The sequence below is a fragment of the Streptomyces sp. NPDC021562 genome (assembly GCF_040640875.1).
Taxonomy (GTDB): domain Bacteria; phylum Actinomycetota; class Actinomycetes; order Streptomycetales; family Streptomycetaceae; genus Streptomyces.
Window position 1 is genome coordinate 105,125 of the sequence record NZ_JBFACN010000022.1, and the last position, 22,578, is coordinate 127,702.

15 protein-coding genes and 1 pseudogene are annotated in these 22,578 nt (G+C 73.3%); 8 read left to right on the plus strand and 8 right to left on the minus strand.

Annotated features, from left to right (window positions below; translation table 11 throughout):
* Positions 1-40: 40 nt before the first annotated feature.
* From AB0G52_RS30070 to AB0G52_RS30095, 6 genes are all read right to left on the minus strand, one after another.
* A complete protein-coding gene (locus AB0G52_RS30070) occupies positions 41-841 on the minus strand; it encodes a class I SAM-dependent methyltransferase (RefSeq protein WP_132894258.1) in 801 nt (266 codons plus the stop codon).
* Positions 838-1,719: a dTDP-4-dehydrorhamnose reductase gene (rfbD, locus tag AB0G52_RS30075; protein ID WP_132894260.1), complete on the minus strand. Its 882-nt coding sequence runs from the start codon at positions 1,717-1,719 to the stop codon at positions 838-840. Before rfbD ends, AB0G52_RS30070 begins: the two co-directional genes overlap by 4 nt.
* Positions 1,719-2,717, minus strand: a complete 999-nt coding sequence (gene rfbB / locus AB0G52_RS30080) for a dTDP-glucose 4,6-dehydratase (RefSeq protein WP_132894262.1) — start codon at positions 2,715-2,717, stop codon at positions 1,719-1,721. Before rfbB ends, rfbD begins: the two co-directional genes overlap by 1 nt.
* Positions 2,714-3,781 carry a glucose-1-phosphate thymidylyltransferase gene (locus tag AB0G52_RS30085; RefSeq protein ID WP_132894264.1) on the minus strand — a complete coding sequence of 356 codons (1,068 nt, stop codon included), beginning with the start codon at positions 3,779-3,781 and terminating at the stop codon, positions 2,714-2,716. The genes rfbB and AB0G52_RS30085 overlap by 4 nt, the downstream gene beginning before the upstream one ends.
* A gap of 140 nt (positions 3,782-3,921) precedes the next feature.
* Positions 3,922-4,194, minus strand: a complete 273-nt coding sequence (locus AB0G52_RS30090; protein ID WP_132894266.1) for a hypothetical protein — start codon at positions 4,192-4,194, stop codon at positions 3,922-3,924.
* 67 nt (positions 4,195-4,261) lie between these two features.
* A complete protein-coding gene (locus tag AB0G52_RS30095; RefSeq protein ID WP_132894267.1) occupies positions 4,262-6,706 on the minus strand; it encodes a SpoIIE family protein phosphatase in 2,445 nt (814 codons plus the stop codon).
* A 197-nt stretch (positions 6,707-6,903) separates the two neighbouring features.
* Between AB0G52_RS30095 and lanKC the strand changes: the two genes are divergently transcribed.
* From lanKC to AB0G52_RS30115, 4 genes and pseudogenes are all read left to right on the plus strand, one after another.
* The gene (lanKC, locus tag AB0G52_RS30100) at positions 6,904-9,492 is read left to right on the plus strand and encodes a class III lanthionine synthetase LanKC (protein WP_132894269.1); all 2,589 of its coding nucleotides are present in this window, start codon (positions 6,904-6,906) and stop codon (positions 9,490-9,492) included.
* A gap of 58 nt (positions 9,493-9,550) precedes the next feature.
* A complete protein-coding gene (locus AB0G52_RS30105; RefSeq protein WP_046732101.1) occupies positions 9,551-9,667 on the plus strand; it encodes a SapB/AmfS family lanthipeptide in 117 nt (38 codons plus the stop codon).
* Between the two features lie 139 nt (positions 9,668-9,806).
* Positions 9,807-11,456: pseudogene (locus tag AB0G52_RS30110) on the plus strand (ABC transporter ATP-binding protein); the annotation flags it as partial.
* An 857-nt stretch (positions 11,457-12,313) separates the two neighbouring features.
* On the plus strand, positions 12,314-13,621 hold the full coding sequence (locus AB0G52_RS30115) for an ABC transporter ATP-binding protein (RefSeq protein WP_361340523.1): 1,308 nt from the start codon (positions 12,314-12,316) through the stop codon (positions 13,619-13,621).
* Between the two features lie 70 nt (positions 13,622-13,691).
* On the opposite strand, the gene AB0G52_RS30120 is transcribed toward AB0G52_RS30115, so the two are convergent.
* Positions 13,692-14,300, minus strand: a complete 609-nt coding sequence (locus AB0G52_RS30120) for a response regulator transcription factor (protein ID WP_361340463.1) — start codon at positions 14,298-14,300, stop codon at positions 13,692-13,694.
* Between the two features lie 168 nt (positions 14,301-14,468).
* Here AB0G52_RS30120 and AB0G52_RS30125 point away from each other — a divergent pair, with 168 nt between their 5' ends.
* On the plus strand, positions 14,469-16,766 hold the full coding sequence (locus AB0G52_RS30125) for a SpoIIE family protein phosphatase (protein ID WP_361340466.1): 2,298 nt from the start codon (positions 14,469-14,471) through the stop codon (positions 16,764-16,766).
* A 264-nt stretch (positions 16,767-17,030) separates the two neighbouring features.
* Here the strand turns inward: AB0G52_RS30125 and AB0G52_RS30130 are convergent, their stop codons facing one another.
* Positions 17,031-18,455 carry a S1 family peptidase gene (locus AB0G52_RS30130; RefSeq protein WP_361340469.1) on the minus strand — a complete coding sequence of 475 codons (1,425 nt, stop codon included), beginning with the start codon at positions 18,453-18,455 and terminating at the stop codon, positions 17,031-17,033.
* Positions 18,456-19,213: 758 nt separating this feature from the next.
* Between AB0G52_RS30130 and AB0G52_RS30135 the strand changes: the two genes are divergently transcribed.
* From AB0G52_RS30135 to AB0G52_RS30145, 3 genes are all read left to right on the plus strand, one after another.
* Positions 19,214-19,429 (plus strand): type A2 lantipeptide, encoded by a 216-nt coding sequence (locus tag AB0G52_RS30135; protein WP_132894275.1) that lies wholly within the window; start codon positions 19,214-19,216, stop codon positions 19,427-19,429.
* A 122-nt stretch (positions 19,430-19,551) separates the two neighbouring features.
* Positions 19,552-20,358: an HlyD family efflux transporter periplasmic adaptor subunit gene (locus tag AB0G52_RS30140; protein ID WP_132894276.1), complete on the plus strand. Its 807-nt coding sequence runs from the start codon at positions 19,552-19,554 to the stop codon at positions 20,356-20,358.
* Positions 20,355-22,577 (plus strand): NHLP family bacteriocin export ABC transporter peptidase/permease/ATPase subunit, encoded by a 2,223-nt coding sequence (locus tag AB0G52_RS30145; RefSeq protein WP_132894278.1) that lies wholly within the window; start codon positions 20,355-20,357, stop codon positions 22,575-22,577. Before AB0G52_RS30140 ends, AB0G52_RS30145 begins: the two co-directional genes overlap by 4 nt.
* The last annotated feature ends 1 nt before the right edge of the window (position 22,578 follow it).

Below are 22,578 nucleotides of genomic sequence, written 5' to 3' on the forward strand. Positions count from 1 at the left end.
CGACCCCGGGTCGTGACGCCTCGCCGTGTCGTGGACGGGCTCAGCCCGCCGTGAGCTGACGCAGCGCGCGGCTCAGCGGCTCCCAGCCTCGCTCCCGCTTGGTCCCCCTGTTGCGGGAGGCCACCAGGGGCTTCCAGAAGGACGCGCCGACCAGCTGCTCCGGGGTCACCGCCGTCGTCCTGCCGAGGATCGACTCCGGGACCTTCTGCGGGTCCGGAACCTCGAACTCCGCGATGATCTCGTCGTACTTGTCCTTGAGGACGGTGCTCGACGGGTCCGCACCGAAGACGACGAGCTGGCCGGTGGGGGCCGTGTCGACCAGGACGGTCACCAGGTCGGGGCGGTACCGGTTGAGGATCTCGACGAGCTTGTAGACGTCACCCGTCCACGCGTCGGTGTGGCGGTCACGGGCCGCCTCGTCGACGTTGCGCGGCAGCATGTCGTCGAAGACGATCACACTCGCCCAGTCGGAGTACCGCTCGATGTTGATGAAGTCCCGCAGCGCGTACTCGAACAGGTGCATGCCGTCGATGAACGACAGGTCGAGCGTGGTCCGCTGCCAGTAGCCGAACGGGCTGCGGTTGCGCGCGACGTTGCGCAGCGGGTGACGGCCTCCCCTGAGGTGCGCCAGGGGGTTCTCCCTGGCGAAGAAGTCGTCACTGGTCGCCTTGGCGAGGTGCACGTCGCAGCGGATCTCCGAGACCACCTTGAAGGCGGGGTCGATCGCGATGCTGGGGACTCTGGAGAGCGTCAGACTGCGGCCGTCGTTGACACCGATCTCCAGGTAGTTGCGGTTCGCGCTGACCTTGTGGAGTTCCCGGAGGAACTCGTGCCTTTTCACTGGGACATCTCCTTGCGGATCTGGGGCAGTGCATCCTGCAGTGCTGACCTCCAGTCCCGGGACGGCTCCAGACCGATCTCACGCCATCGGGCGTGACCCAGGGCGCTGTACGCCGGTCGGGGCGCGGGCCGGACGAAGGCCCGGCTGTCGGTGGGGCGCACCCGCTCTGGGTCCGCCCCGGCGAGCCGGAACACCTCCCGGGCCAGGTCGTACCAACTGGCCTCGCCGGAACTGGTTCCGTGGAACATACCGTGAACATTGGTCGCTTGGGAGATCCTTGGTCCAAGCTGTGCAATACGTATGGCAAGGTCGGCGGTCCAGGTGGGCTGCCCGCGCTGGTCGTCGACGACGTCCACGGTGTCCAGCTTCTGCTCGAGTTCGAGCATCGTGCGGACGAAACTGCGGCCGTGCACGCCGTACAGCCAGGCCGTGCGGACCACGGCACTGGCGCCCGGGAGCTCTTCCAGGACGGCACGCTCGCCGGCCAGCTTGGTGCGGCCGTAGGCGGTGCGCGGGGCCGTGGGGTGGTCCTCCGGGTACGGGGTGCTGCGGGCCTCGCCGTCGAAGACGTAGTCCGTGGAGACGTGCACGAGGCGGGCGCCGTGCCGGGCGGCGGCACGGGCCAGCAGGCGCGGGCCCGTGCCGTTGATCAGCAGGGCCCGCTCCTCGTCGGTCTCGGCGTCGTCGACGGCGGTGTACGCGGCGCAGTTCACCACCAGGTCGGGCGTGTGCCCGGCGAGAGCCGACTCCACCGAGTCGGCGTTGGTGATGTCGAGGTCGTCCCGGCCGAGCGGCACGACCTCCTCACCCCGGCGCCGGAGTTCCTCGACCACGTCCTGGCCGAGCATCCCGGCCGCGCCGGCGACGAGCCACTTCATCAGTGCTTCTCCTGCTCCTTGCGGGACTCCAGGGCGGCACGCTCCTTCAGCGGCTCCCACCAGTCACGGTTGTCGCGGTACCAGGCGACGGTGTCGGCCAGGCCGGAGGTGAAGTCGTGCTTGGGGGTGTAGCCCAGCTCGTCGCGGATCTTGCTCCAGTCGACGGAGTAGCGCTGGTCGTGGCCCTTGCGGTCGGCCACCCGGTCCACGCGGTCCCAGTCGGCGCCGCAGGCCTCCAGGAGCAGGCCGGTGAGCTCCTTGTTGCTGAGCTCGGTGCCGCCGCCGATGTTGTAGACCTCGCCGGCCCGGCCGCCGGTGCGGACCAGGTCGATGCCCTGGCAGTGGTCCTCGACGTGCAGCCAGTCGCGGACGTTGCTGCCGTCGCCGTAGAGCGGGACGTTCTTGCCGTCGAGGAGGTTGCTCACGAAGAGCGGGATGACCTTCTCGGGGAACTGGTGCGGCCCGTAGTTGTTGGAGCAGCGGGTGACGCGGACGTCCAGGCCGTGGGTGCGGTGGAAGGCCAGCGCCAGCAGGTCCGAGGAGGCCTTGGAGGCGGAGTACGGCGAGTTCGGCTGGAGCGGGTGGCTCTCGGGCCAGGAGCCGGTCTCGATGGAGCCGTAGACCTCGTCGGTGGAGACGTGCACGAACGGGCCGACGTTGTGCCGCAGCGCCGCGTCCAGCAGCGTCTGGGTGCCGACCACGTTGGTGCGGACGAACGCGCCCGCGCCGTCGATGGAGCGGTCGACGTGCGACTCGGCGGCGAAGTGCACGACCTGGTCGGCCTCGGCCATGAGCTTGTCGACCAGCTCGGCGTCGCAGATGTCGCCCTGCACGAAGGTGAGGCGGGGGTGCGACTCGGGCAGGTTGGTCAGGGTGCCCGCGTAGGTCAGCTTGTCCAGCACGGTGATGTGCGGCGCGTCGGGGCCGTCGGCGGCGAGCAGGCCGCGGACATACGTGGAACCGATGAAGCCGGCGGCGCCGGTGACGAGGAGATTCATGAACGGATCTGCACCTTGCTGTGGTCTCCGAGAACGAGGCGGTGGGCGCTGGGGGTGCCGGGTGCCGGGGTCACCTCGACGTGCCGGCCGATCAGCGAGGACTCGATCCTGCCCACCCCGTCGATGGAGGAGTCCCGCAGCACTATGGAGAACTCCAGCTCACTCGCGGTGATCCGGCAGTTCTCCGCGACCGACGTGAAGGGGCCCACGTACGAGTCGCTGACGACGGTACCGGAGCCGATCACGACCGGACCGACGATCCGGGAGCCCGTGACGCGCGCCCCGGCCTCGACGACCACGCGGCCGACGATCTGGGTGGCCTCGTCGACCTCGCCGTCGATGCGCGGCTCCTGCGCCTCCAGGACGGTCCGGTTGACCTCCAGCATGTCGACGACGTTGCCGGTGTCCTTCCAGTAGCCCTTGATCACCGTGGAGCGCACGTCGGCACGCTGGTCGATGAGGTGCTGGATGGCGTGGGTGATCTCCAGCTCGCCGCGCCAGGACGGCTTGATGGCGCGCACGGCGTCGTGGATGGCGGGCGTGAAGAGGTACACGCCGACCAGTGCCAGGTCGCTCTTGGGCTCCTGCGGCTTCTCCTCCAGGCCGACCACCTGCCCGTCGGCGTCGAGCTCGGCGACACCGAAGGCCCGCGGGTTGGGCACGTGCGTGAGGAGGATCTGGGCGTCGGGCCGGGTCTCGCGGAACTCGTCGACGAGTCCGCTGATGCCGCCGACGATGAAGTTGTCGCCGAGGTACATCACGAAGTCGTCGTCACCGAGGAACTCCCGCGCGATGAGCACCGCGTGGGCCAGGCCCAGCGGCTGGTCCTGGGGGATGTAGGTGACGTTCAGACCGAATTTCGATCCGTCGCCGACCGCTTCCTCGATCTCGGCGGCGGTGTCGCCGACGATCATCCCGACCTCGGTGACGCCCGCGGCGGCCAGGGATTCGAGCCCGTAGAACAGCACGGGTTTGTTCGCCACCGGTACGAGCTGCTTCGCCGATGTGTGGGTGATCGGCCGCAGCCGGGTTCCGGCACCGCCGGAGAGCACCAAAGCCTTCATTCGCTACACCTTATAGGTGAACATCTGATTGAGATGTTCTTCCGTTTTCCTGACTGGTCACGACAGTATGGCCCTGGTGGGGGTGCCATGTGACCACGAGGTGCCGCCAACCGGCTTTCCGCCCGTTTTGTGCGTCGATTTCAGGCGCCCGGATCGGCTGCCGCGCGCGCCACCTCCGCCTCCACCTCAGCCCGCGAGCGGCCCTGGTCGCGGGCGTACTCGCTGACCGCGGTCTGTTCGTCGCGGGCCAGGTCGCGCCAGGCGCGCAGGGCCGTCTCGTAGGTCGCCGACTGGGCGCCGCCGGGCGCCTGCCGGGCCGGCGGCCCGTAGGCGTCCCGCAGCTCCAGGACCTTGTCGTGGGCCGTGTCGGCCGCGCGGTGCTTCGCCACCAGTTCTTCGAAGGTGTGTGCCACGACAAGACATTAAGAAGGCTCGGCCCGCGGCGCCTGTCGAGACGGCCGGAAAGGCACCGCCCGGTGCTCAGCCGTCGAGGACCAGGTCCGCCCACACCTGCTTTCCGCCGCTGACCGGTACGGTCCCCCAGGCGGCCGACACCGCCTCGACGAGCAGGATGCCGCGCCCGCCGGTGGCCTCCCAGCCGATGTTGGTGGGTTTCACCGGGCTGCGCGGCGAGGCGTCGGCGACGGCGATGCGCAGCCGGTGGTCGACCAGGGTCAGATCGAGCCGGACCGGTCCTTCGGTGTGGATGAGGGCGTTGGTGACGAGTTCGGAGACCACCAGCAGGGCGACGTCCATGGCGTCGTCGGTGACGCCCCAGGAGCGCAGGCTGCGCTTGCTGAAGCGGCGGGCGTGCCGGGCGGCCTCCGGGACCCGCCACACCGTCCAGCTCTCCCGCAGCGGGCGCACCGCCATGCCGTCGTAGCGCATCAGCAGCAGGGCCACGTCGTCGGCGCGGGGGGCGTTGCCGAGCAGGGCGTCGGCGACCAGGCCGAGGTGGGCGGGGTCGGAGCCGGCGAGGTCGTCGGCGAAACCCGCCATGCCGTCGTCGATGTCGGCGTCGGGCCGCTCGACCAGGCCGTCCGTGGTGAGGGCCAGCACGGTGCCGGGGCGCAGGCTGAGCTGGGTCATGGGGAACTCGGTCTGGGTCAGGACGCCGAGCGGCGGGCCGCCCTCGGTCTCGGCGATCTCCGTTGCGCCGTCCGGGTGACGCAGGACCGGCGGCAGATGCCCCGCGCGCACGCACCAGGCGGTGCCCTCCTCCATGTCGACGTCGACGTAGCAGCAGGTCGCGAAGAGGTCGCTCTCCATGTCCATCAGGAGCCGGTTGGCGTGCGAGACGACCACGTCGGGGGTGTGTCCCTCGGCCGCGTAGGCGCGCAGCGCGGTGCGCATCTGGCCCATCAGGGTGGCGGCGGCCGCGCTGTGGCCCTGCACGTCGCCGATGACGAGGGCCACGTGGTTGTCGGGCAGCGGGATCACGTCGTACCAGTCACCGCCCACCTCCAGGCCCTGGGTGGTCGGCAGGTAGCGGGCGACGGCGACCGCGCCGGGCAGGGCGGGCAGCCTGCGGGGCAGCAGGGTGCGCTGGAGCATGCCGACGAGTTCGTGCTCGGCGTCGAAGGCGTGGGCGCGCATCAGCGCCTCCCCGGCGAGGCCCGCGGAGGCGGTGAGCAGGGCGCGTTCGTCGGGTCCGAAGTCGTGCGGGCTGTCCCAGCCGATCAGGCAGGCGCCGGCCATCCGGCCGCCGGCCGGCAGCGGCAGGATGGCCAGACCGCCGGGGCCGACCTCGGCGAGGGCGGGCTCCAGGGTGGTCGGGGCGGGCCAGATGCGGGCGCGGCCCTGGCGCAGGGCGGCGGCCAGGGTGGGCATCGAGCGCACGGGGGCGTCCGGCCACTCGGTGCGCCACTCGCTGCGCCACAGCTCGGGCCAGGCCTCGGCGTCGGGCGGGTCGAGGACGGTCACGACCAGCCGGTCGTTCTCCAGCTCGGCCAGGGCGATCCGGTCGGCCTTGAGCGGTCCGCGCAGCGCGGTGACGACGGCCTGGCTGACGTCCTTGACGGTGCCGGCGGTGGCCAGGGCGGCGGCGAGCCGCTGGACCCGGGCCACGTCGGTGACGTCGGACCGGAGGGTGGAGGCGTCGTCGACGGTCCCGGCCAGCCGGGCGGGGCGGCCCTCGCCGCCGGGCACCAGCCGGCCGCGCAGTCTGAGCCACCTGGGCGGCCCAGAGGGCTGCAGGACGCGGAACTCCAGCTCGCGGTCGCCGATGGACATGTGGTCCGCCTCGACGACCGACATCAGGGCGGGGACGTCCTCGGGGACGGTGCGGGCCAGCAGTGTCTCGACCTTGCCGTCGAAATCGCGGCGCTCCATCCGGAAGAGGTCCAGGATGCCGTCGCCGACCTCGATGCGGCCGGTGTCCATGGCGAGGCTGAACGCGTCGCCGGCCAGTTCGCCGCTGTCGGCGGCCGTGGGGAGCGGGCCGGGCAGGTGGATCGCGCCGGCCACCAGCTCCAGGCAGGCACGGTCCTCGGGGCCGAACCCGTCGTCCCGTTCGCTGACGGCCACCAGGAGCCCGGCGCCGCCGGGCACCGGCAGAACGGCCAGGGAGAAGTCCTGGGCCGGGGTCCGCCGGGCCTCGGGGCAGTCGTTCAGTTCCGCGGGGCCGAGCCACAGGGGCCGTCCGCTGCGGTGGACCTCGGCGGCCGGGGACTGGCCCACGGCCGGGTAGGCGTCGCGCAGCCCGTAGAGGGTGCGGGGCAGGCCGGCGGACTCGGCGAGGCGGAGCACCGCTCCCTCGTCGCCGGGCGTGTACACCCCGGCGAACGCCGCACCGGAGAACACCAGCGCCTGTTCGAGCACGCGGCGGAGCCGCTCGGGTGCGCCGCGATCGCCGATGAGCGTTTCGAGGGCGATTTCGGCGCGATCCGTTCTCGTTCCGCGTACCGCAGCGCCCTCACTGACCACGCCGCCATTACAGCGCTTATGGGGCGTCCGCGCAGCCCCTGCGACCGTTCCGCGGCGACCGGCGGGCCCGCAGCGCTCGAAACCCACCGAACATGTCTTGACCCGTGCGTTGTGCACGGTGACCTCGTGACAGACGTGACTGTCCGCGACCGTGGCGCGCCTGAAAGTGTCGGGGGCGGTCCAGGGAAGGGATGCGGATGGACAGGCGCTACGAGGTGTACGCGCTCGCCGACGGGCACTTCTACGACACGCCCGACCGGTTCGGAACGGCCGGGTCACAGACGGAACCGCTGTTCGCGACGGCGCGGCGCGCGGTGCCGGAGGGCTGGCGCGCGGTGCGGTCCGGCGACTGGCTCACGATGACCCCGCACGGCGCGGACGGCGCTCCGCTGCCGTCGCCGGCGCAGGGCTGGAAGATCCACTCGTCGGCCACCCGGGCCAACGCGGAGCGGATCGCGGCGATCGTGTGGGACTACTGCGTGCCGCGCCGCATCCCGTTCAAGTTCGTGCCGGGACCGCATCTGCTGCACCTGCGCAACGCCAAGTACGCGGGCCGCGACACCAGCGGCAAGTTCGTCACCGTCTACCCGGACGGCGAGGAACGGCTCCACCAGGTGCTGCGCGAGCTGGGCGGCCTGCTGGAGGGCTTCGAGGGGCCGTACATCCTGACCGACCTGCGCTGGAACGGCGGCCCGCTGTACGTCCGGTACGGCGCCTTCGCGCGTTCGTACGTGGTGGACGAGCGGGGCTCGCTGGTGACCGCGGTGCGGGACGGCGCGGGGAAGCTCGTCCCGGACCGGCGGGCGCCCTCCTTCCAGGTCCCTCCGTGGGTGACGCTGCCGGAGTTCCTGCGGCCGCAGCTGGCGGCGCGCGACGCCACCACGGTGGGCGACCTGCCGTACCGGATCGAGAAGGCGCTGCACTTCTCCAACGGCGGCGGGGTGTACGCCGGGACCGACACCCGGGACGGCCGGCGCGTCGTGCTCAAGGAGGGCCGGCCGCACGCGGGGCTCGCGGCGGACGGCGCCGACGCGGTCGCCCGGCTGGCACGGGAGAAGGCGGCGCTGGAGGCGGTGGCGGGCACCGGGGTGGTACCGGAGGTCCGGGACTGGTTCACGCTGGGCGAGCACCGGTTCCTGGTCATGGACCACCTGGCGGGCCGTCCGCTCAACGCCTACTTCGCCGAGCGGCATCCGCTGCTCGTCCCGGACCCGGATCCGGGGGCCGTGCGCAACTACACCGAGTGGGCGCTGCGCATCCACCGGAAGGTCGAGGAGGCCGTCGCGGCGGTGCACGCGCGCGGGATCGTCTTCAACGACCTGCACGTCTTCAACATCATGGTCGGCCCCGACGACGAGTCGGTGTTCCTCATCGACTTCGAGGCGGCCGCCCCGATCGCGGAGAACGGCCGTCAGATCGTCGCCCACCCGGGCTTCTTCGCCCCGCCGGACCGCAGGGGCGTCGAGGTGGACCGCTACGCGCTGGCGTGTCTGCGCCTGGCGCTCTTCCTGCCGGTGACCACGCTCTTCGTCGTCGACCGGAGCAAGGCGGCGCACCTCGCGGACGTGATCGCCGGTCAGTTCCCCGACGTGCCGCGCGCCTTCCTCGACGAGGCGGTCGAGGAGATCACCCGGGGCGCCCCGGCCGCCCGTCCCGTCGTACCGGCCGACTGGCCGCACAGCAGGGACTCCATGGTCAAGGCGATCCTGGCCGCCGCCACCCCCGAGCGCGACGACCGGCTCTTCCCCGGTGACATCGCCCAGTTCGGCGACGGCGGCGGACTCGGCCTGGCGCACGGCGCGGCCGGGGTGCTGTACGCCCTGGACCGGGCCGGCGCCGAACGCTACGACGAGGGCGAGCGCTGGCTGCTCGACCACACGGCACCACCGCCGCCCGGCACCCCGCTCGGCCTGTACGACGGTCTCGCCGGCGTCGCCCACGTCCTGGCCACGCTCGGCCACCGGCAGCGCGCCCTCGACCTCACCGCCGGCATCCTCCGGGAGAACTGGCGCAACCTCTCCTCCGACCTGCACGGCGGCCTGGCCGGTCTCGGCCTGGTCCTCGACTCCCTCGCCGACTCGACCGGCGAGCCGGAGCTGCGCGAGCGGGCCGCGGAGGTTGCCGAGATCCTCGTACGACGGCTCGCCGAGCCCCTGCCGGACACGCCCCGGCGGCGCGCCGGGCTGCTGCGGGGCGCGACCGGACCGGCGCTGTTCCTGCTGCGGCGGTACGAACGCACCGGAGACCCCGGGCTGCTGGCGGCGGCCGAGGCGGCACTGCGCCGGGACCTGGACCGCTGTGTGCTGCAGAAGGGCGGCGGCCTGGACGTCGACGAGGGCTGGCGCACCCTGCCCTACCTCGGCGACGGCAGCGTGGGGATCGGCATGGTCCTCGACGACTGGCTCGCCCACGGCACCGACGAGGACGGCGCCCTCACGGCCGCCCGCTCCGCCATCCTGATCGCCGCCACCTCACGCTTCTACGCCCAGCCGGGCCTGTTCCAGGGCCGGGCCGGGATGGTCCTGCACCTCGCCCGCACCGGTGCCGACCCGGCACGGCTCGCCGACCAGGTCGACGGGCTCGGCTGGTTCGCGATGGCCTACCAGGGCCAACTCGCCTTCCCCGGACACCAGATGATGCGTCTGTCCATGGACCTCGCCACCGGAACCGCCGGGTGTCTGCTGGCGCTCACGGCCGCCCTCGACGGCGACCGCGCCGCCCACCTGCCGTTCCTCCCGCCGCCACCGGCGGCCCCAGAACGCGGCCCCGCTCCCGCGGAGTCGTGACACAACCCCGTCCCCAACAACACCGGGGGGACCGCTCGGTCCCCGGAAAGGACACACCATGGCACTTCTCGACCTGCAGACGATGGAGTCCGAAGAGCGTCACGACGGCGGCGGTGCGAGCACGGTGAGCCTGTTGTCGTGCGTCTCGGCGGCGAGCGTCCTGCTCTGTCTCTGACCGGCACCGCGAACCGGGCTCCGGGCGGCCCCTTCCTGCGGGAGGGGGCCCGTCCGGGGCCTTCGCCGTACCCGCTTCGCCGACACCGGCGCCGACCCGAGGGCTGGGCGTGATGACGACACCCGCGCACCGTGATCCGATGCGCAGCGCGCTGCGCCACGCCGGGGTGCGCTGCGCGGCGCTGTGCGCCGTGAGTACGGCGGCCACCGCGGCGGCCCTGGCGCTGCCCGCCGTGCTGGGCCGTGCCCTGGACCTGCTGCTGACGGGCGCCCCGGCGGCCGGGTGGGTGGGGCGGGCCGCCGCTCTGGTGCTGCTGCTCGCCGTGCTGGACGGGGCCGCGAGCGTGCTCGCCGGGACCGTCGACGCGCGCGCCACGGCCGGGCTGCGCAAGCTGCTCACCGGGCGGGTGCTGGCGCTCGGGCCGCGGGCGGTGGCCCGGTTCGGCGCCGGGGACCTGGTCGCCCGGCTGGTCGGGAACGCCGCGCAGGCCGGGACCGGTCCGGCCGCCGTCGCCGCGCTGCTCGCCGCGCTGGCCGGGCCGCTCGGCGGGGTGGTCGCGCTCGTGCTCATCGACCCCTGGCTGGCCGCCGTGTTCCTGGCCGGGGCACCCGTACTCGCCGTGCTGCTGCGGGCGTTCACCCGGGACACCTCGGCGTGCGTGGCGGAGTACCAGCGGGTGCAGGGCCGGATCGCGGCCGCTCTGGCGGAGGCGGTCGACGGGCACCGGACGATCGCGGCGGCCGGCCTCCAGGACCGGGAGACCGACCGGGTGCTGCGCCCGCTGCCCGAACTCGCCCGCGCCGGGCACCGGATGTGGCGGGTGCAGGGCCGGGCCGCCGCCCAGGCGGTCACCGTGGGCCCGCTGCTCCAGCTGGCCGTGGTGGCGGTGGCCGGCCTGCTGCTGGCCCGTCACCGGATCTCGGTCGGCGAGGTACTGGCCGCCTCCCGCTACGCCGTCCTCGCGACCGGCGTCGGCGTCCTGGTCGGACAGCTGGCCGCGCTCACCCGGGCCCGCGCGTCCGCCGGGCGCCTCGGCGAGGTCGCCGCGTGTCCCGTGCCCGGGCACGGCGGCCACCGGCTCCCGCCGGGCCCCGGCCGCCTGGAGTTCCGCGGGGTGACGGCCCGCCGGGGTGGCCGCGCCGTGCTGGACGGCGTCGACCTGAGCGTGCCCGGCGGCACCGTGCTCGCGGTCGTCGGGCGCTCCGGCACGGGCAAGTCCCTGCTGGCCGAACTGGCCGGGCGGCTGACCGACCCGGACGCCGGGCAGGTGCTCCTCGACGGCGTGCCGCTGCCCGCCCTCCCCCACGACGACCTGCGCCGGGCCGTCACCTACGCCTTCGCCCGCCCGGCCCTGCTCGGTACGACCGTCGAGGACACCATCGCCTTCGGCCGCACCGCCCCCACCCCCGCCGGGATCCGGGCCGCCGCCCGCAAGGCGCAGGCCGACGCCTACGTCCGCCGCCTGCCCGACGGGTACACGACCCGCCTGGCCGACGCCCCGCGCTCCGGCGGCGAGTCCCAACGCCTCGGCCTCGCCCGGGCGTTCGCCCACCCCGGCCGGCTGTTCGTCCTCGACGACGCCCTCTCCAGTCTCGACACGGTCACCGAACACCACGTCACCCGGGCCCTGCTGGCCCCCGGCCCGACCCGCCTCATAGTCGCCCACCGAGCGACGACGGCGGCCCACGCGGACACGGTGGCCTGGCTGGAGGACGGCCGGGTACGGGCCCTCGGCCCGCACACGGAACTGTGGCGCCATCCGGAGTACCGAGAGGTGTTCGGAGAGGGTGGCGCAACGGCCGTGGGGCACTGCCGTGCGGGACAGTCCGACGCGAACCGAGCCGACGCGGGTCAGGGGGACACGGGGGAGGCCGACGCGGGGCAGGGCGACGCGGGGGAAGCCGACGCGGGGCAGGGCGACGCGGGGGAAGCCGACGCGGGTCAGGGCGACGCGGCCCACGCCACCGAGCAGGCCCACACCGACGCCGGGGAGGGCGCCACGGAGCGGGCCTGCACGGCCCACACCGACGCGGGGCAGGTCCCCACGGCCCACACCGACGCCGGGGAGGTCGATGCGCGGCAGAGCCACGCGCGACAAGGCGACACGGGGCAAGGCGACGCAGCCCACGCCGGCACAGCCCGGGCCCACACCCGCCACCCCGGCGTGGGAAGAGCGGGGGGCGGGCGGGCAGACGTAGGGCACGTGGGTGCGGGAGGGCGGGTTTCCGGTGGGTCGCGGGACGTTGGTGTGGGTGGGGGGACGGTGTGAGGGGTCGGGGGTGGGGGGCGCGGGGGTTGCTGCGGGTGCGCGGGCGGGTGCTGGTGCGGCTCGCGCTGTGGTCGGTGCTGGAGGCCGGGCAGACCTTTCTGCTCGGGTACGCCCTGGCCCGGGCGCTGGACGCCGGGTTCCTGGCGGGGGACGTACCGACCGGCCTGGCGTGGCTCACGGCGGCCGGGGGCGGGGTGGCGGTGGGGGCGTACGGGACCCGGCGGGTGTACGGCGTGGTCGCCGACCTGGTCGAACCGGTACGGGACCGGCTGGTGGCGGGGGTGGTCGCGCGCGGGGTGCGGGACGCGGACCGGGGTGCGCTGTCCGGTCTCACCCAGCAGGCGGAGATCGCCCGGGACACCCTCGCCGGCCTGGTGATGGTGTCCCGTTCGTTCGTGTTCACGGCGGCCGGTGCCCTCGCCGGGCTGTGCACCCTCGCTCCCCCGCTGCTTCTGGTGGTCGGCCCGCCGCTCCTCGCGGGGCTTGGCCTGTTCGCGGCGACGCTGCGCCCGCTGGCCCGCCGGCAGGAGGACTTCCTCGTCGCGGACGAGGCCCTCGCCGCCGAGCTGGGCGAGGTGTGCCCGGGGTTGCGGGACGTCACGGCGGCGGGCGCCGAGGAGCGGATCGCCGCGGACGTCGGGCGGCGCGTCGATGCCGAGTACCGGGCCGCCCGGGCGCTGGCCCGCTGGAGCGTCGTACGGGTGGCGGCCCTGGCCGTCGGCGGCCAGCTGCCGCTGGTGCTGCTGCTCGCCGCCGCGCCCTGGCTGCTCCGGCACGGCGTGACCCCGGGCGCCCTGGTCGGCGCGCTCGCCTACGTCACGCAGTCCCTGCTGCCCGCCCTGCAGAACCTCGTCCACGGCCTCGGCACCAGCGGGGCCCGCCTCACGGTCGTGCTGCGCAGGCTGCGGCCGCCGTCAAAGAGCGGCCCCCCGCCCACGAGCCCCGGCGACCCCCCGGCCGCCCCCGACGCCCCGGCCCTCACCCTCACCGCCGTCACCTTCGCCTACGGTCCGGCGAGCACCCCCGTCCTCGACGGTCTCGACCTGTGCGTCCCGAACGGCGGTCATCTCGCCGTCGTGGGACCGAGCGGCATCGGCAAGTCGACGCTCACCGCGCTCGCCGCCGGCCTGCTGGACCCGGCGCACGGCGAGATCCGGGTGTGCGGTCACCCCGTGCCGGGGCCGCGAGCCGCCGCCCTGCGGGTGCTGATCCCGCAGGAGGCGTACGTCACCACCGGCACCCTCGCGGAGAACCTCGGGCTGCTGCGCCCGGACCCGGTCCCCGAGCACGAGCTGCTGGCCGCGGCCGAGGCGGTCGGGCTCACCCCGCTGCTGGAGAGGCTCGGCGGACCGGACGCGCCGGTGCGCCCGGCGGTGCTGTCGGCCGGCGAGCGGCAGCTGATCGCGCTCACCCGCGCGTACCTCTCGCCGGCCCCGCTCGCCCTGCTCGACGAGGCCACCTGCCATCTCGACCCGGCGGCCGAGGCCCGCGCCGAGCAGGCCTTCGCGGCGCGTCCCGGGGGCACCCTGGTGGTGGTCGCGCACCGGATCGACTCGGCGCGGCGCGCCCGGCGGATCCTGGTGATGGACGGTCCCCGCACGGCGTACGGCACCCACGAGGAACTGCTGCGCACGTGTGCGCTCTACCAGGATCTGGTGGCACCTTCACGCAGCCCTGTCACGTAGCCCTGCCGCCCAGCCCTGCCGCGTAACCTTGGCGTCCCCGGCTTCCGAGGTCACCCCCCCCCCCGTCCCCTCAGAGCCACCCCTCGCCCTGGGAGATCCGGATCGCGTCGACGCGGTTGCGGGCGCCGGTCTTGCGGGTGATCGCGGCCATGTAGTTGCGCACCGTCCCGTTGGACAGGTGCAGGCTCCCGGCGATCTCGGCGATGGACGCCCCGCCCGCCGCCAGCTCCAGCACGCTCAGCTCCCGTCGGGTGAGCGGGATCTCGGCGGCCTTGAGGAAGCCGAAGCCCAGCGAGTCGTCGACGAAACGTTTCCCCTCAGCGGCGCGCCGGATCGCGTGGACCAGCCGTTCCGGCGCGCCCTCCTTGTCCACGTACCCGAGCGCTCCCGCTTCGGCCGCCCGCTTCAGCAGGCCCGGCCTGTTCCCACCGGCAAGCACGACCAGCCTCGGCGCCGGTGCGCCCACCTCCGCCGGACGCAGGTCGCTCAGCGGCGGCACCCCGTACGTGCCGGAGCTGTCGAGGTCCGCCGCGCACACGTCCGGCCGCTCCGTCCGTACCCGCCGACGCGCACTGCGCCACGGCGTGTCGTCCACGCGGAGTCCCGGTTCCCGGCGTAACCACTCCGCCAGGACCGATCTCACCAGACACGTGTCGTGCACCAGAAGTACCCGGATCAACGTCTCCCCCTCCGCCGGCCCTGCATCGGTTCATCCGTGCAAGGTGTTGAACGCGTGCCCCATTGTTGGCGTCCTCCACCGCTCGCGGGCGCGGAGTTCCGGCCAACAGGGTGCGCGGGGGCGCACGCCCGGCGCCTGGGCACCTTCGCGCGCTCCGACTAAGGGGGAATGTGCCGGGGCGAACGGGGTACCGGCGACGGCCGGCCGCGCGGCCGGGTGCCCGCTCTCGCCGTGCGCCGGTCGCCGCCACGAGGGAGCCTTGGTCCCGAGGACCTGACACGCGGCCGGACGAGGAGGTGGGCGGGCGTGTCCGACGGGACGGGGGCACCTCCCGCGCAGCCGGAACCGGACGTGGGCGCGCAGCCGGCCGGAGACACCCCGGTCGGCCGGCCGCTGCTGTCGTTGGCGCTGGCCGGCATCATGGAGCAGGTCCAGGCGCACTCGGGCGCGGTCTACCTCATGGCGGCCGACGAGCCGGTGCTGGAGATGGCCGTGATGGCGGGGCTGCCCCGGGCCTTCGCGGCACCCTGGGAGCGCATCGGGCTGAGTACGCCCATCCCGGTGGCGGAGGCGGCGCGCGAGCGGCGGCTGGTGTGGGTGGGCGGCGAGGAGGACATGGCGCGCCGGTACCCGCGTGTCGCGGTGGTGCTGCCGTACCCCTTCGCGCTGGCCGCGGTGCCGCTGGTGACGGCGGACACCGTCTACGGGGCGATGTTCGTGACCTGGCCCGGCGCACATCCGACCGTACTGTCCGACCGGGAGCGGGAGGCCCTGACGGCCGCGGCCGAGCGGCTGGCGATCCGGCTGGAGCGGGCCGCACGGCAGCACCGTGCGCTGCGGCCCGAGCCGGATCTGCTGGCGACGCCGTCGTCGGGGGTGGCGGCCACGGTGGAGGCGGTGCGGATGGTGGGGCGGCTGCCGTACGGGCTGGCCTCGCTCGACCTGCACGGGCGGGTCTGCTTCGCCAACGCGGCGGCGGCCGAGCTGCTCGACGTTCCCGTGGACGATCTGCTGGGCGCCCAGCCGTGGGCCTCGGTGCCCTGGCTGAACGACCCGATGTACGAGGACCGCTACCGGGCGGCGCTGATCAGCCAGCAGGTGACGTCGTTCGTGGCGCTGAAACCGCCGGGCGACTGGCTGTCCTTCCGGCTGTACCCGAGCACCAGCGGGCTGACCGTCCGGATCAGCCGGGCCCGGGCGGTCGCCGAGATGCTGGGGTCGGCGCCGCGGGCCGACGCCGCGGCCGCCCCCCGGCTGGTCACCATCTCGCAGGTGCTGAGCCTGGCCGGGGCGCTCACCGAGGCGGTCGGCGTGCAGGACGTGCTGCAGCTGGTCGCGGACGAGGTCGCCCCGGCCGTCGGCAGCCAGGCGCTGGTGGTCCTCGGGTCGCGGGGCGGCCGGCTGCACGTGCTGGGGCACCGAGGCTACGAGGATCCGCACGTCGTGGAACGATTCGACGGCCTTCCGCTGGCCGAACGCACGCCCGGCACCCATGTCCTGAACACCGGCGTGCCCGGGTTCTTCGAGTCGCGGCAGCAGCTGGAGCGGCTCTACCCGGACCGGCACGAGCCCGTGGACGCCTTCGCCGCCTGGGCGTACCTGCCGCTGATCGCGTCGGGCCGGCCGGTGGGCACCTGTGTGCTGGCCTACACGGAGCCGCACGCCTTCGCCGCCGACGAGCGGGCCGTGCTCACCAGTCTCGGCGGGCTGATCGCGCAGGCGCTGGAGCGAGCCCTGCTCTACGACGCGAAGAACCAGCTGGCGCACGGTCTCCAGGCGGCCCTGTTGCCGCACTCGCTGATTCCGCCGTCCGGCATCGAGGCGGCGGCCCGCTACCTTCCGGCCATGCACGGCATGGAGATCGGCGGCGACTTCTACGACCTGGTGCCGACCCGGCCGCTGGCGGCGGCGGTGATCGGGGACGTCCAGGGACACAACGTGACGGCGGCCGGCCTGATGGGCCAGATCCGCACCGGGGTACGGGCGTTCACGACCGTCGGGCAGGCTCCGGAGGAGGTCATGCGCAGCACCAACCGGCTGCTGATCGACTTCGGTTCGGACCTGTTCGCCAGCTGCCTGTACCTGCGGCTGGACCCGGAGCGGGGGCGGGCGGTGATGGCCCGGGCCGGGCATCCGCCGCCGTTGCTGAGGCGTCCGGACGGGCGGGTCAAGGTGCTCGACCTGGCCGGGGGCCCGCTGCTGGGCATCGACGCGGGCGCGACGTACCCGACGACCGAGGTGTCACTGGCGCCGGGCTCGGTGCTCGCCCTCTACACCGACGGGCTGGTGGAATCGCCCGGGGTGGACATCGAGGACGCGCTGGTGGACCTGGGAGAACTGCTCGCGGAGAGCGGCGACCAGCCCTTGGACAGGCTCGCCGACACGCTCGTGCGACACAGTGCGGCGGCGCAGGAGCGTGTCGACGACGTCGCGGTGCTGTTGCTCAGGGCGCTGCCCGACGGCTGAGCTCTCGGAGCGCTGGAGCGTGCTCCGGCCGCCTAGGGCGTGCTGCGAAAGTCCCGTCGTCCGCCCGGAGGGCGGGCCGCGCGGCGTCAGGTGCGTGCTCTGGGGGTCCCCCCCAGCCGAAGGCTGGGGGGGGGACGTGCATGGCGTCGCGCGGCAGGCGGGACTTTCGCAACACGCCCTGGCCGCGCCGGACACCGCGCGGTCCGGCCCTCCCGCCGGAGGGCCGGACCGTCCACTGCCGGCCGGGACCGCTGGTCGGGCCGATCAGCGGCTCTGGTGGTTGCCCGAGCTGCTCTCGTTCGCGGCGGCCCCGGACTGGTCGTTCGCGCCGGACTGCGCGTTCGCACCGGACTGGTCACCGGTACCGGTGCCGGTGCCGCTCGCGTCGCCGGCGCCGCTCTGGTCGCCCGCGGTCGCGGACGGGTCGGCGGCGCCGCCGATCTGGTCGCCGCCGGCCTGGTCACCGGCCGAGGCGGAGGGGTCGGCCGCGGTGGCGGACGGGTCCGCCGAGGCACCCGCACCGGCACCCGCGGCGCCGCCGTCGCCGAGCGTGGCGCCGGTCGCCTGCAGGGCGGTGGTCACCGGCTGGAAGAAGGTCTCGCCACCGGCGGTGCAGTCGCCGCTGCCGCCGGAGGTGAGGCCGACCGCGCCGCCGTCCTGCGTGAACAGCGAACCGCCGCTGTCACCGGCCTCGGCGCAGACGTTGGTCTGGATGAGGCCGTTGACGGTGTCGACGCCGTTCGGGTCGGTCTCGCTCTGGAAGTTGACGGTGGCGTCGAGGCCGGTGACCTGGCCGTCGTGCAGACCGGTGGTGGACCCCATCCGGAACACCGTCGTGCCGACGGTCGCGTCCTCGGCCTGCTTGATGGCGACGGTCTGCCCGTTGCCCACGTTGACTTCGCTCGGCGCCTGGGTGGTGGCGTCGTTGTACTTGACGAGGGAGAAGTCGCCGTTGCCGGGGAACTGCGCCTGGTCGACGGTGGCGATGGGCTGGCCGCCCTGGGTGTCCGACCAGTCCTTGGCCGCGACCCCGCAGTGACCGGCCGTCAGGAAGGCGGGACTGCCGTCGGAGGCGGTGACGTTGAAGCCGAGGGAGCAGCGGACCTCGCCGTTCTGCACCTGGGAGAAGATCGCGTCGCCGCCGGAGACGAAGGTCTTGAAGGAGCCGGAGGTCTTCTTCAGCGTCGCCATGTTCGAGCCGAGGCTCTGGACGGTGGACTGCAGCCTGTCCCACTTGGTGCCGGTGACGGTGCTGTCGGCGGTCACCACGACCTTGTTGGTCTTCGGGTCGACGGCCCAGGCGGTGCCCGGGATGGTGGCCTTGGCCTTCAGGGTCCGGGCGGCGGACTTGAGGGCCTTGCTGCTGTTGGCGACCTGCCGTACGGCCGCGCCGGCCTTCTCCGCCTGTGCGATGACGTTGTTGTCGCCGTTGACGACGTTGACGACGAGCTGCTGCTTGGCGCTGTCGTAGTAGGACCCGGCGAAGGCCTGGCCGAGCAGCTGCTGGAGCTGCGCGGCGAGATCCGAGGCGCCCGTCGCCTTCAGGGTCCTGGGAGCGGCCGTGGTGGCGCCGGAGGCGTTGTCCTGGGACGCGTTGGCCATGGGGATCAGGAAGGCCGCCGCTCCGAGCGCCGCGACACCGCCCACCGCGACAGCGGCCTTGCGCTTCGGAATTCGCTTGTGACTCAAACTTCTCGACCTCCAAGGGACGGAGTGTCTGCCGTGAGGGGCAGTCGTTCGTGAGCGGCGCCTGGATGGCCATAGGTACGCGCGGGTCACGTGGTGCGTTCAATTCCGGTTCCCAACTTCTGCGAGCCGGAGGGGAATCGGCCATCCGCGCGGGTCGTCCGACGCCGATGACCACCGCCGCGGCCGACGCCGTTCCAGCGCGCGGTGAGCGGACCGGATGTCCTGATCGGAGCGGTGCTCACCGAGCCGGACCGGTGGACGGCGTTCGGCGACACCACGATGAGCGAGAACCGGCACGGTCAGCAGTCGGTCAATGACGTTCCGTCGTGGTCATGGACCGGAATCCTTGCTTCAGGGAATCTGCACATCCCATGCCCAGGCAGGTCACCGGAGCCGACGGATCTGCACAATCACGCTCCCCCTGACGGGCGCTTGGCCCGGAGTGCCGGATTCACTGCCGGGAGCGCAAGCCGGGTGCCCGCGACGAAGTCGTGCGGCTTGTGAAGGAGTCGCCGACACTGCGTGCGCACGCCTGCACGGTTGAGCTCTCATGGGACACAAGTGCCCAGGTGAGGGGCTTGGTTGATTGGAAGCGCGGACCGTGGGCGTGCTTTGATCCATCGCACCGCAGGGCCATGAAGGGTTCCCGGAAACGGGCAGCCTGCCGCCCGCGGTCGCGGCCGTCCGTACTGTCCCCAGAGGGCCGTTGGGGGGCCGCTCTCCCCCTTGTGAATACCCATATGAAGGGAAGTTCCATCATGAACTCCACCCCCCAGGTTGAGACCGTCGAGATCTCCGACGCCGAGCTCGACAACGTCTCCGGCGGCCTGTCCGTGAACGCCCTCGGCACCGTCACCGGCCTGGTGGACGGCGTTGCCCCGGTTTCCGGCCTGGTCAACACGGTTGTCGGCACCGTCGAGGGTGTCACCGGCCTGAACACCCAGCCGGTCACCAACCTGGTCGCCGGTCTCTGATCGCACCTGGTCACCGCTGAGTCCCGGAGCCGGATCCCGGCCCCGGGGCTCTCGGGCGTTCCGAGACACCCCCGTCGTCGGCGCCTCTCCCGAGTATCTCTCCCACAGGTGGGCGAAGTTCCGTGCAGTTCCGCCAACAGGCCCTCGCCAAGCTCCAGTCGCCGGAGGAGCTGGACCTCCCGGTGCGCTTCGCCCGGCCGCAGGGCTGGCTCACGCTGTCCGTCTCCGTCGTCGTGATGGCGGCGGCCTCGGTGTGGGCGGTGACCGGTTCGGTCGCCTCCACGGTGAGCGCGCAGGCCATCCTCACCCACGGTCAGGGCAGCTACGTCCTGCAGAGCCCGGTCGCCGGTCAGGTCACGGCCGTCCTCGCCCGGCAGGGCGAACGGCTGCCGGCGAACTCCCCGGTCCTGAAGGTACGCACCGGCCAGGGCGACTCGGTCGTCCGCACGGTCGCCGCGGGCCGGATCAGCGCGCTCGCCGCCACCATCGGGCAGATCATCCAGACCGGTACGAACGTCGCCGCCGTGGAGAAGGTCGCCCACGCCTCGGACCCGCTGTACGCGACGGTCTACGTCCCCGCCGAGAACGCCTCCGCCATCCCGGCCGACGCCCGGGTCGACCTGACCGTGTCGTCGGTGTCCACCCAGGAGTACGGCGTGCTGCGCGGCCATGTGAAGTCGGTGGACCGCGCCGCGCAGTCGGCCCAGTCGATCTCGGCGTTCCTCGGGGACAGCCAGCTCGGCGAGCAGTTCACGAAGAAGGGCCGCCCGGTGGCCGTACTGGTCCGGCTGGACACGTCGACGTCGACGAAGAGCGGCTACCGGTGGTCCTCGGCGGACGGGCCGCCGTTCAAGCTCGACTCCATGACCCTGGCCTCGGGTTCGATCCGGCTGGCCGACCAGCATCCCGTCGATTGGCTGCTCCCGTGACCACCGCCCAGGAGACCCCGGGCCGCCGGCGTGCCGCCCCGCCCAAGCGGCCGGTGCCCAAGGGCCGCGGCAGGGCGGTCCGTACCCCGACCGTGCTGCAGATGGAGGCCGTCGAGTGCGGCGCCGCCTCCCTGTCCATGGTCCTCGGCCACCACGGCCGCCATGTCCCGCTGGAGGAACTGCGCATCGCCTGCGGGGTCTCCCGTGACGGCTCCCGCGCCAGCAACCTGCTGAAGGCGGCCCGCAGTTACGGCTTCACCGCCAAGGGCATGCAGATGGACCTGGCGGCCCTCGCCGACGTGCAGGGGCCGGCGATCCTGTTCTGGGAGTTCAACCACTACGTCGTCTACGACGGCATGGGTCGCCGCTTCGGCCGCCGGGGCGTCCACATCAACGACCCGGCCAAGGGCCGCCGGTTCGTGCCCATGGAGGAGTTCGACGGCAGCTTCACCGGTGTCGTGCTGGTCCTGGAACCCGGCGACGGCTTCGAGAAGGGCGGCAGGCGGCCGGGCGTGCTCGGCGCGCTGCCGGGTCGGCTGCGAGGCACCGCGGGCACCATGCCCGCGGCGGTGCTGGCCAGCCTGCTGCTGGTGGTCGTCGGCGCGGCGGTGCCCGCGCTCAGCCGGCAGTACATCGACCTGTTCCTGATCGGCGGCCAGACCTCGCTGCTCACCGTGCTGTTCGCGGCGATGGGCACCTGTGTGCTGCTCACCCTGGTGCTGACCTGGCTGCAGCAGGCGAACCTGCTGCACGGCCGGATCGTCTCCTCCACCCTCTCCAGCGCCCGCTTCCTGCGCCATCTGCTGCGGTTGCCGGTCACCTTCTTCTCCCAGCGCAGCCCAGCCGACCTGGTCCAGCGCCTGCAGTCCAACGACCAGGTCGCCGAGACCCTGGCCCGCGACCTCGCGGCGGCCGGTGTGGACGCGGTGGTGGTCGTCCTCTACGCCGTGCTCCTCTACACCTACGACGCGCAGCTCACCTTCCTCGGCATCGGCGTGGCGCTGCTGAACATCGTGGCGATGCGGCTCGTCGTACGGCTGCGGGCGACCCGGACCGCCAAGCTGCGCGCGGACACCGCCCGGCTCACCAACACCTCGTACACCGGTCTCCAGTTGATCGAGACGATGAAGGCGACCGGCGGCGAGGACGGCTACTTCCGCAGGTGGGCCGGGCAGCACGCGAGCACCCTGGAGGAGCAGCAGCGCCTCGGGGTGCCGAGCGCCTGGCTCGGCGTGGTGGCGCCGACGCTGGCCACCGTCAACAGCGCGCTGATCCTGTGGATCGGCGGGATGCGGGCGGTCGAAGGCGGTATCTCGGTCGGCCTCCTGGTCGCCTTCCAGTCCCTGGTCACCCGCTTCACCGCCCCGCTGACCCGGCTGAACGGCGTCGCGGGCCGCATCCAGGACTTCGCGGCCGACGTGGCCCGGCTGAAGGACGTGGAGAACTTCCAGGCCGACCCGGTCTACGCGCGCCCCGGCGCCGGTGGGTCCACCCGGCGGCTGCAGGGCCATGTCGAGCTGGAGAACATCACCTTCGGCTACAGCCCGCTGGACAAGCCGCTGCTCACCGGCTTCGACCTGACGGTGGGGCCGGGCCGGCAGGTGGCCCTGGTGGGCGGCTCGGGCAGCGGCAAGTCGACGGTCTCGCGGCTGATCTCGGGCCTGTACGCCCCCTGGGAGGGCGTGATCCGCATCGACGGGCAGCGGCTGGAGGACATCCCGCGCGGCGCGCTCGCCGCCTCGGTGTCCTTCGTCGACCAGGACGTCTTCCTCTTCGAGGGTTCGGTGCGCGACAACGTGGCGCTGTGGGACCCGTCCATCCCGGACGAGGCCGTGGTGGAGGCGCTGCGGGACGCCGCCCTGTACGACGTGGTGGCCCGCCGGCCCGGTGGCATCCACAGCAGGGTCGAGCAGGACGGCCGGAACTTCTCCGGCGGGCAGCGGCAGCGCCTGGAGATCGCCCGGGCGCTGGTGCGCCGGCCGAGCATCCTGGTCCTCGACGAGGTGACCAGCGCGCTGGACGCCGAGACCGAGTTGACCGTCATGGACAACCTGCGGCGGCGCGGCTGCGCCTGTGTGGTGATCGCGCACCGGCTGAGCACGGTCCGCGACAGCGACGAGATCGTGGTGCTCCAGCACGGCACGATCGTTGAGCGCGGCCGGCACGACGAGTTGGTGGCACTCGGCGGGGCGTACGCCGCGCTGGTCAGGGAGCGGTGAG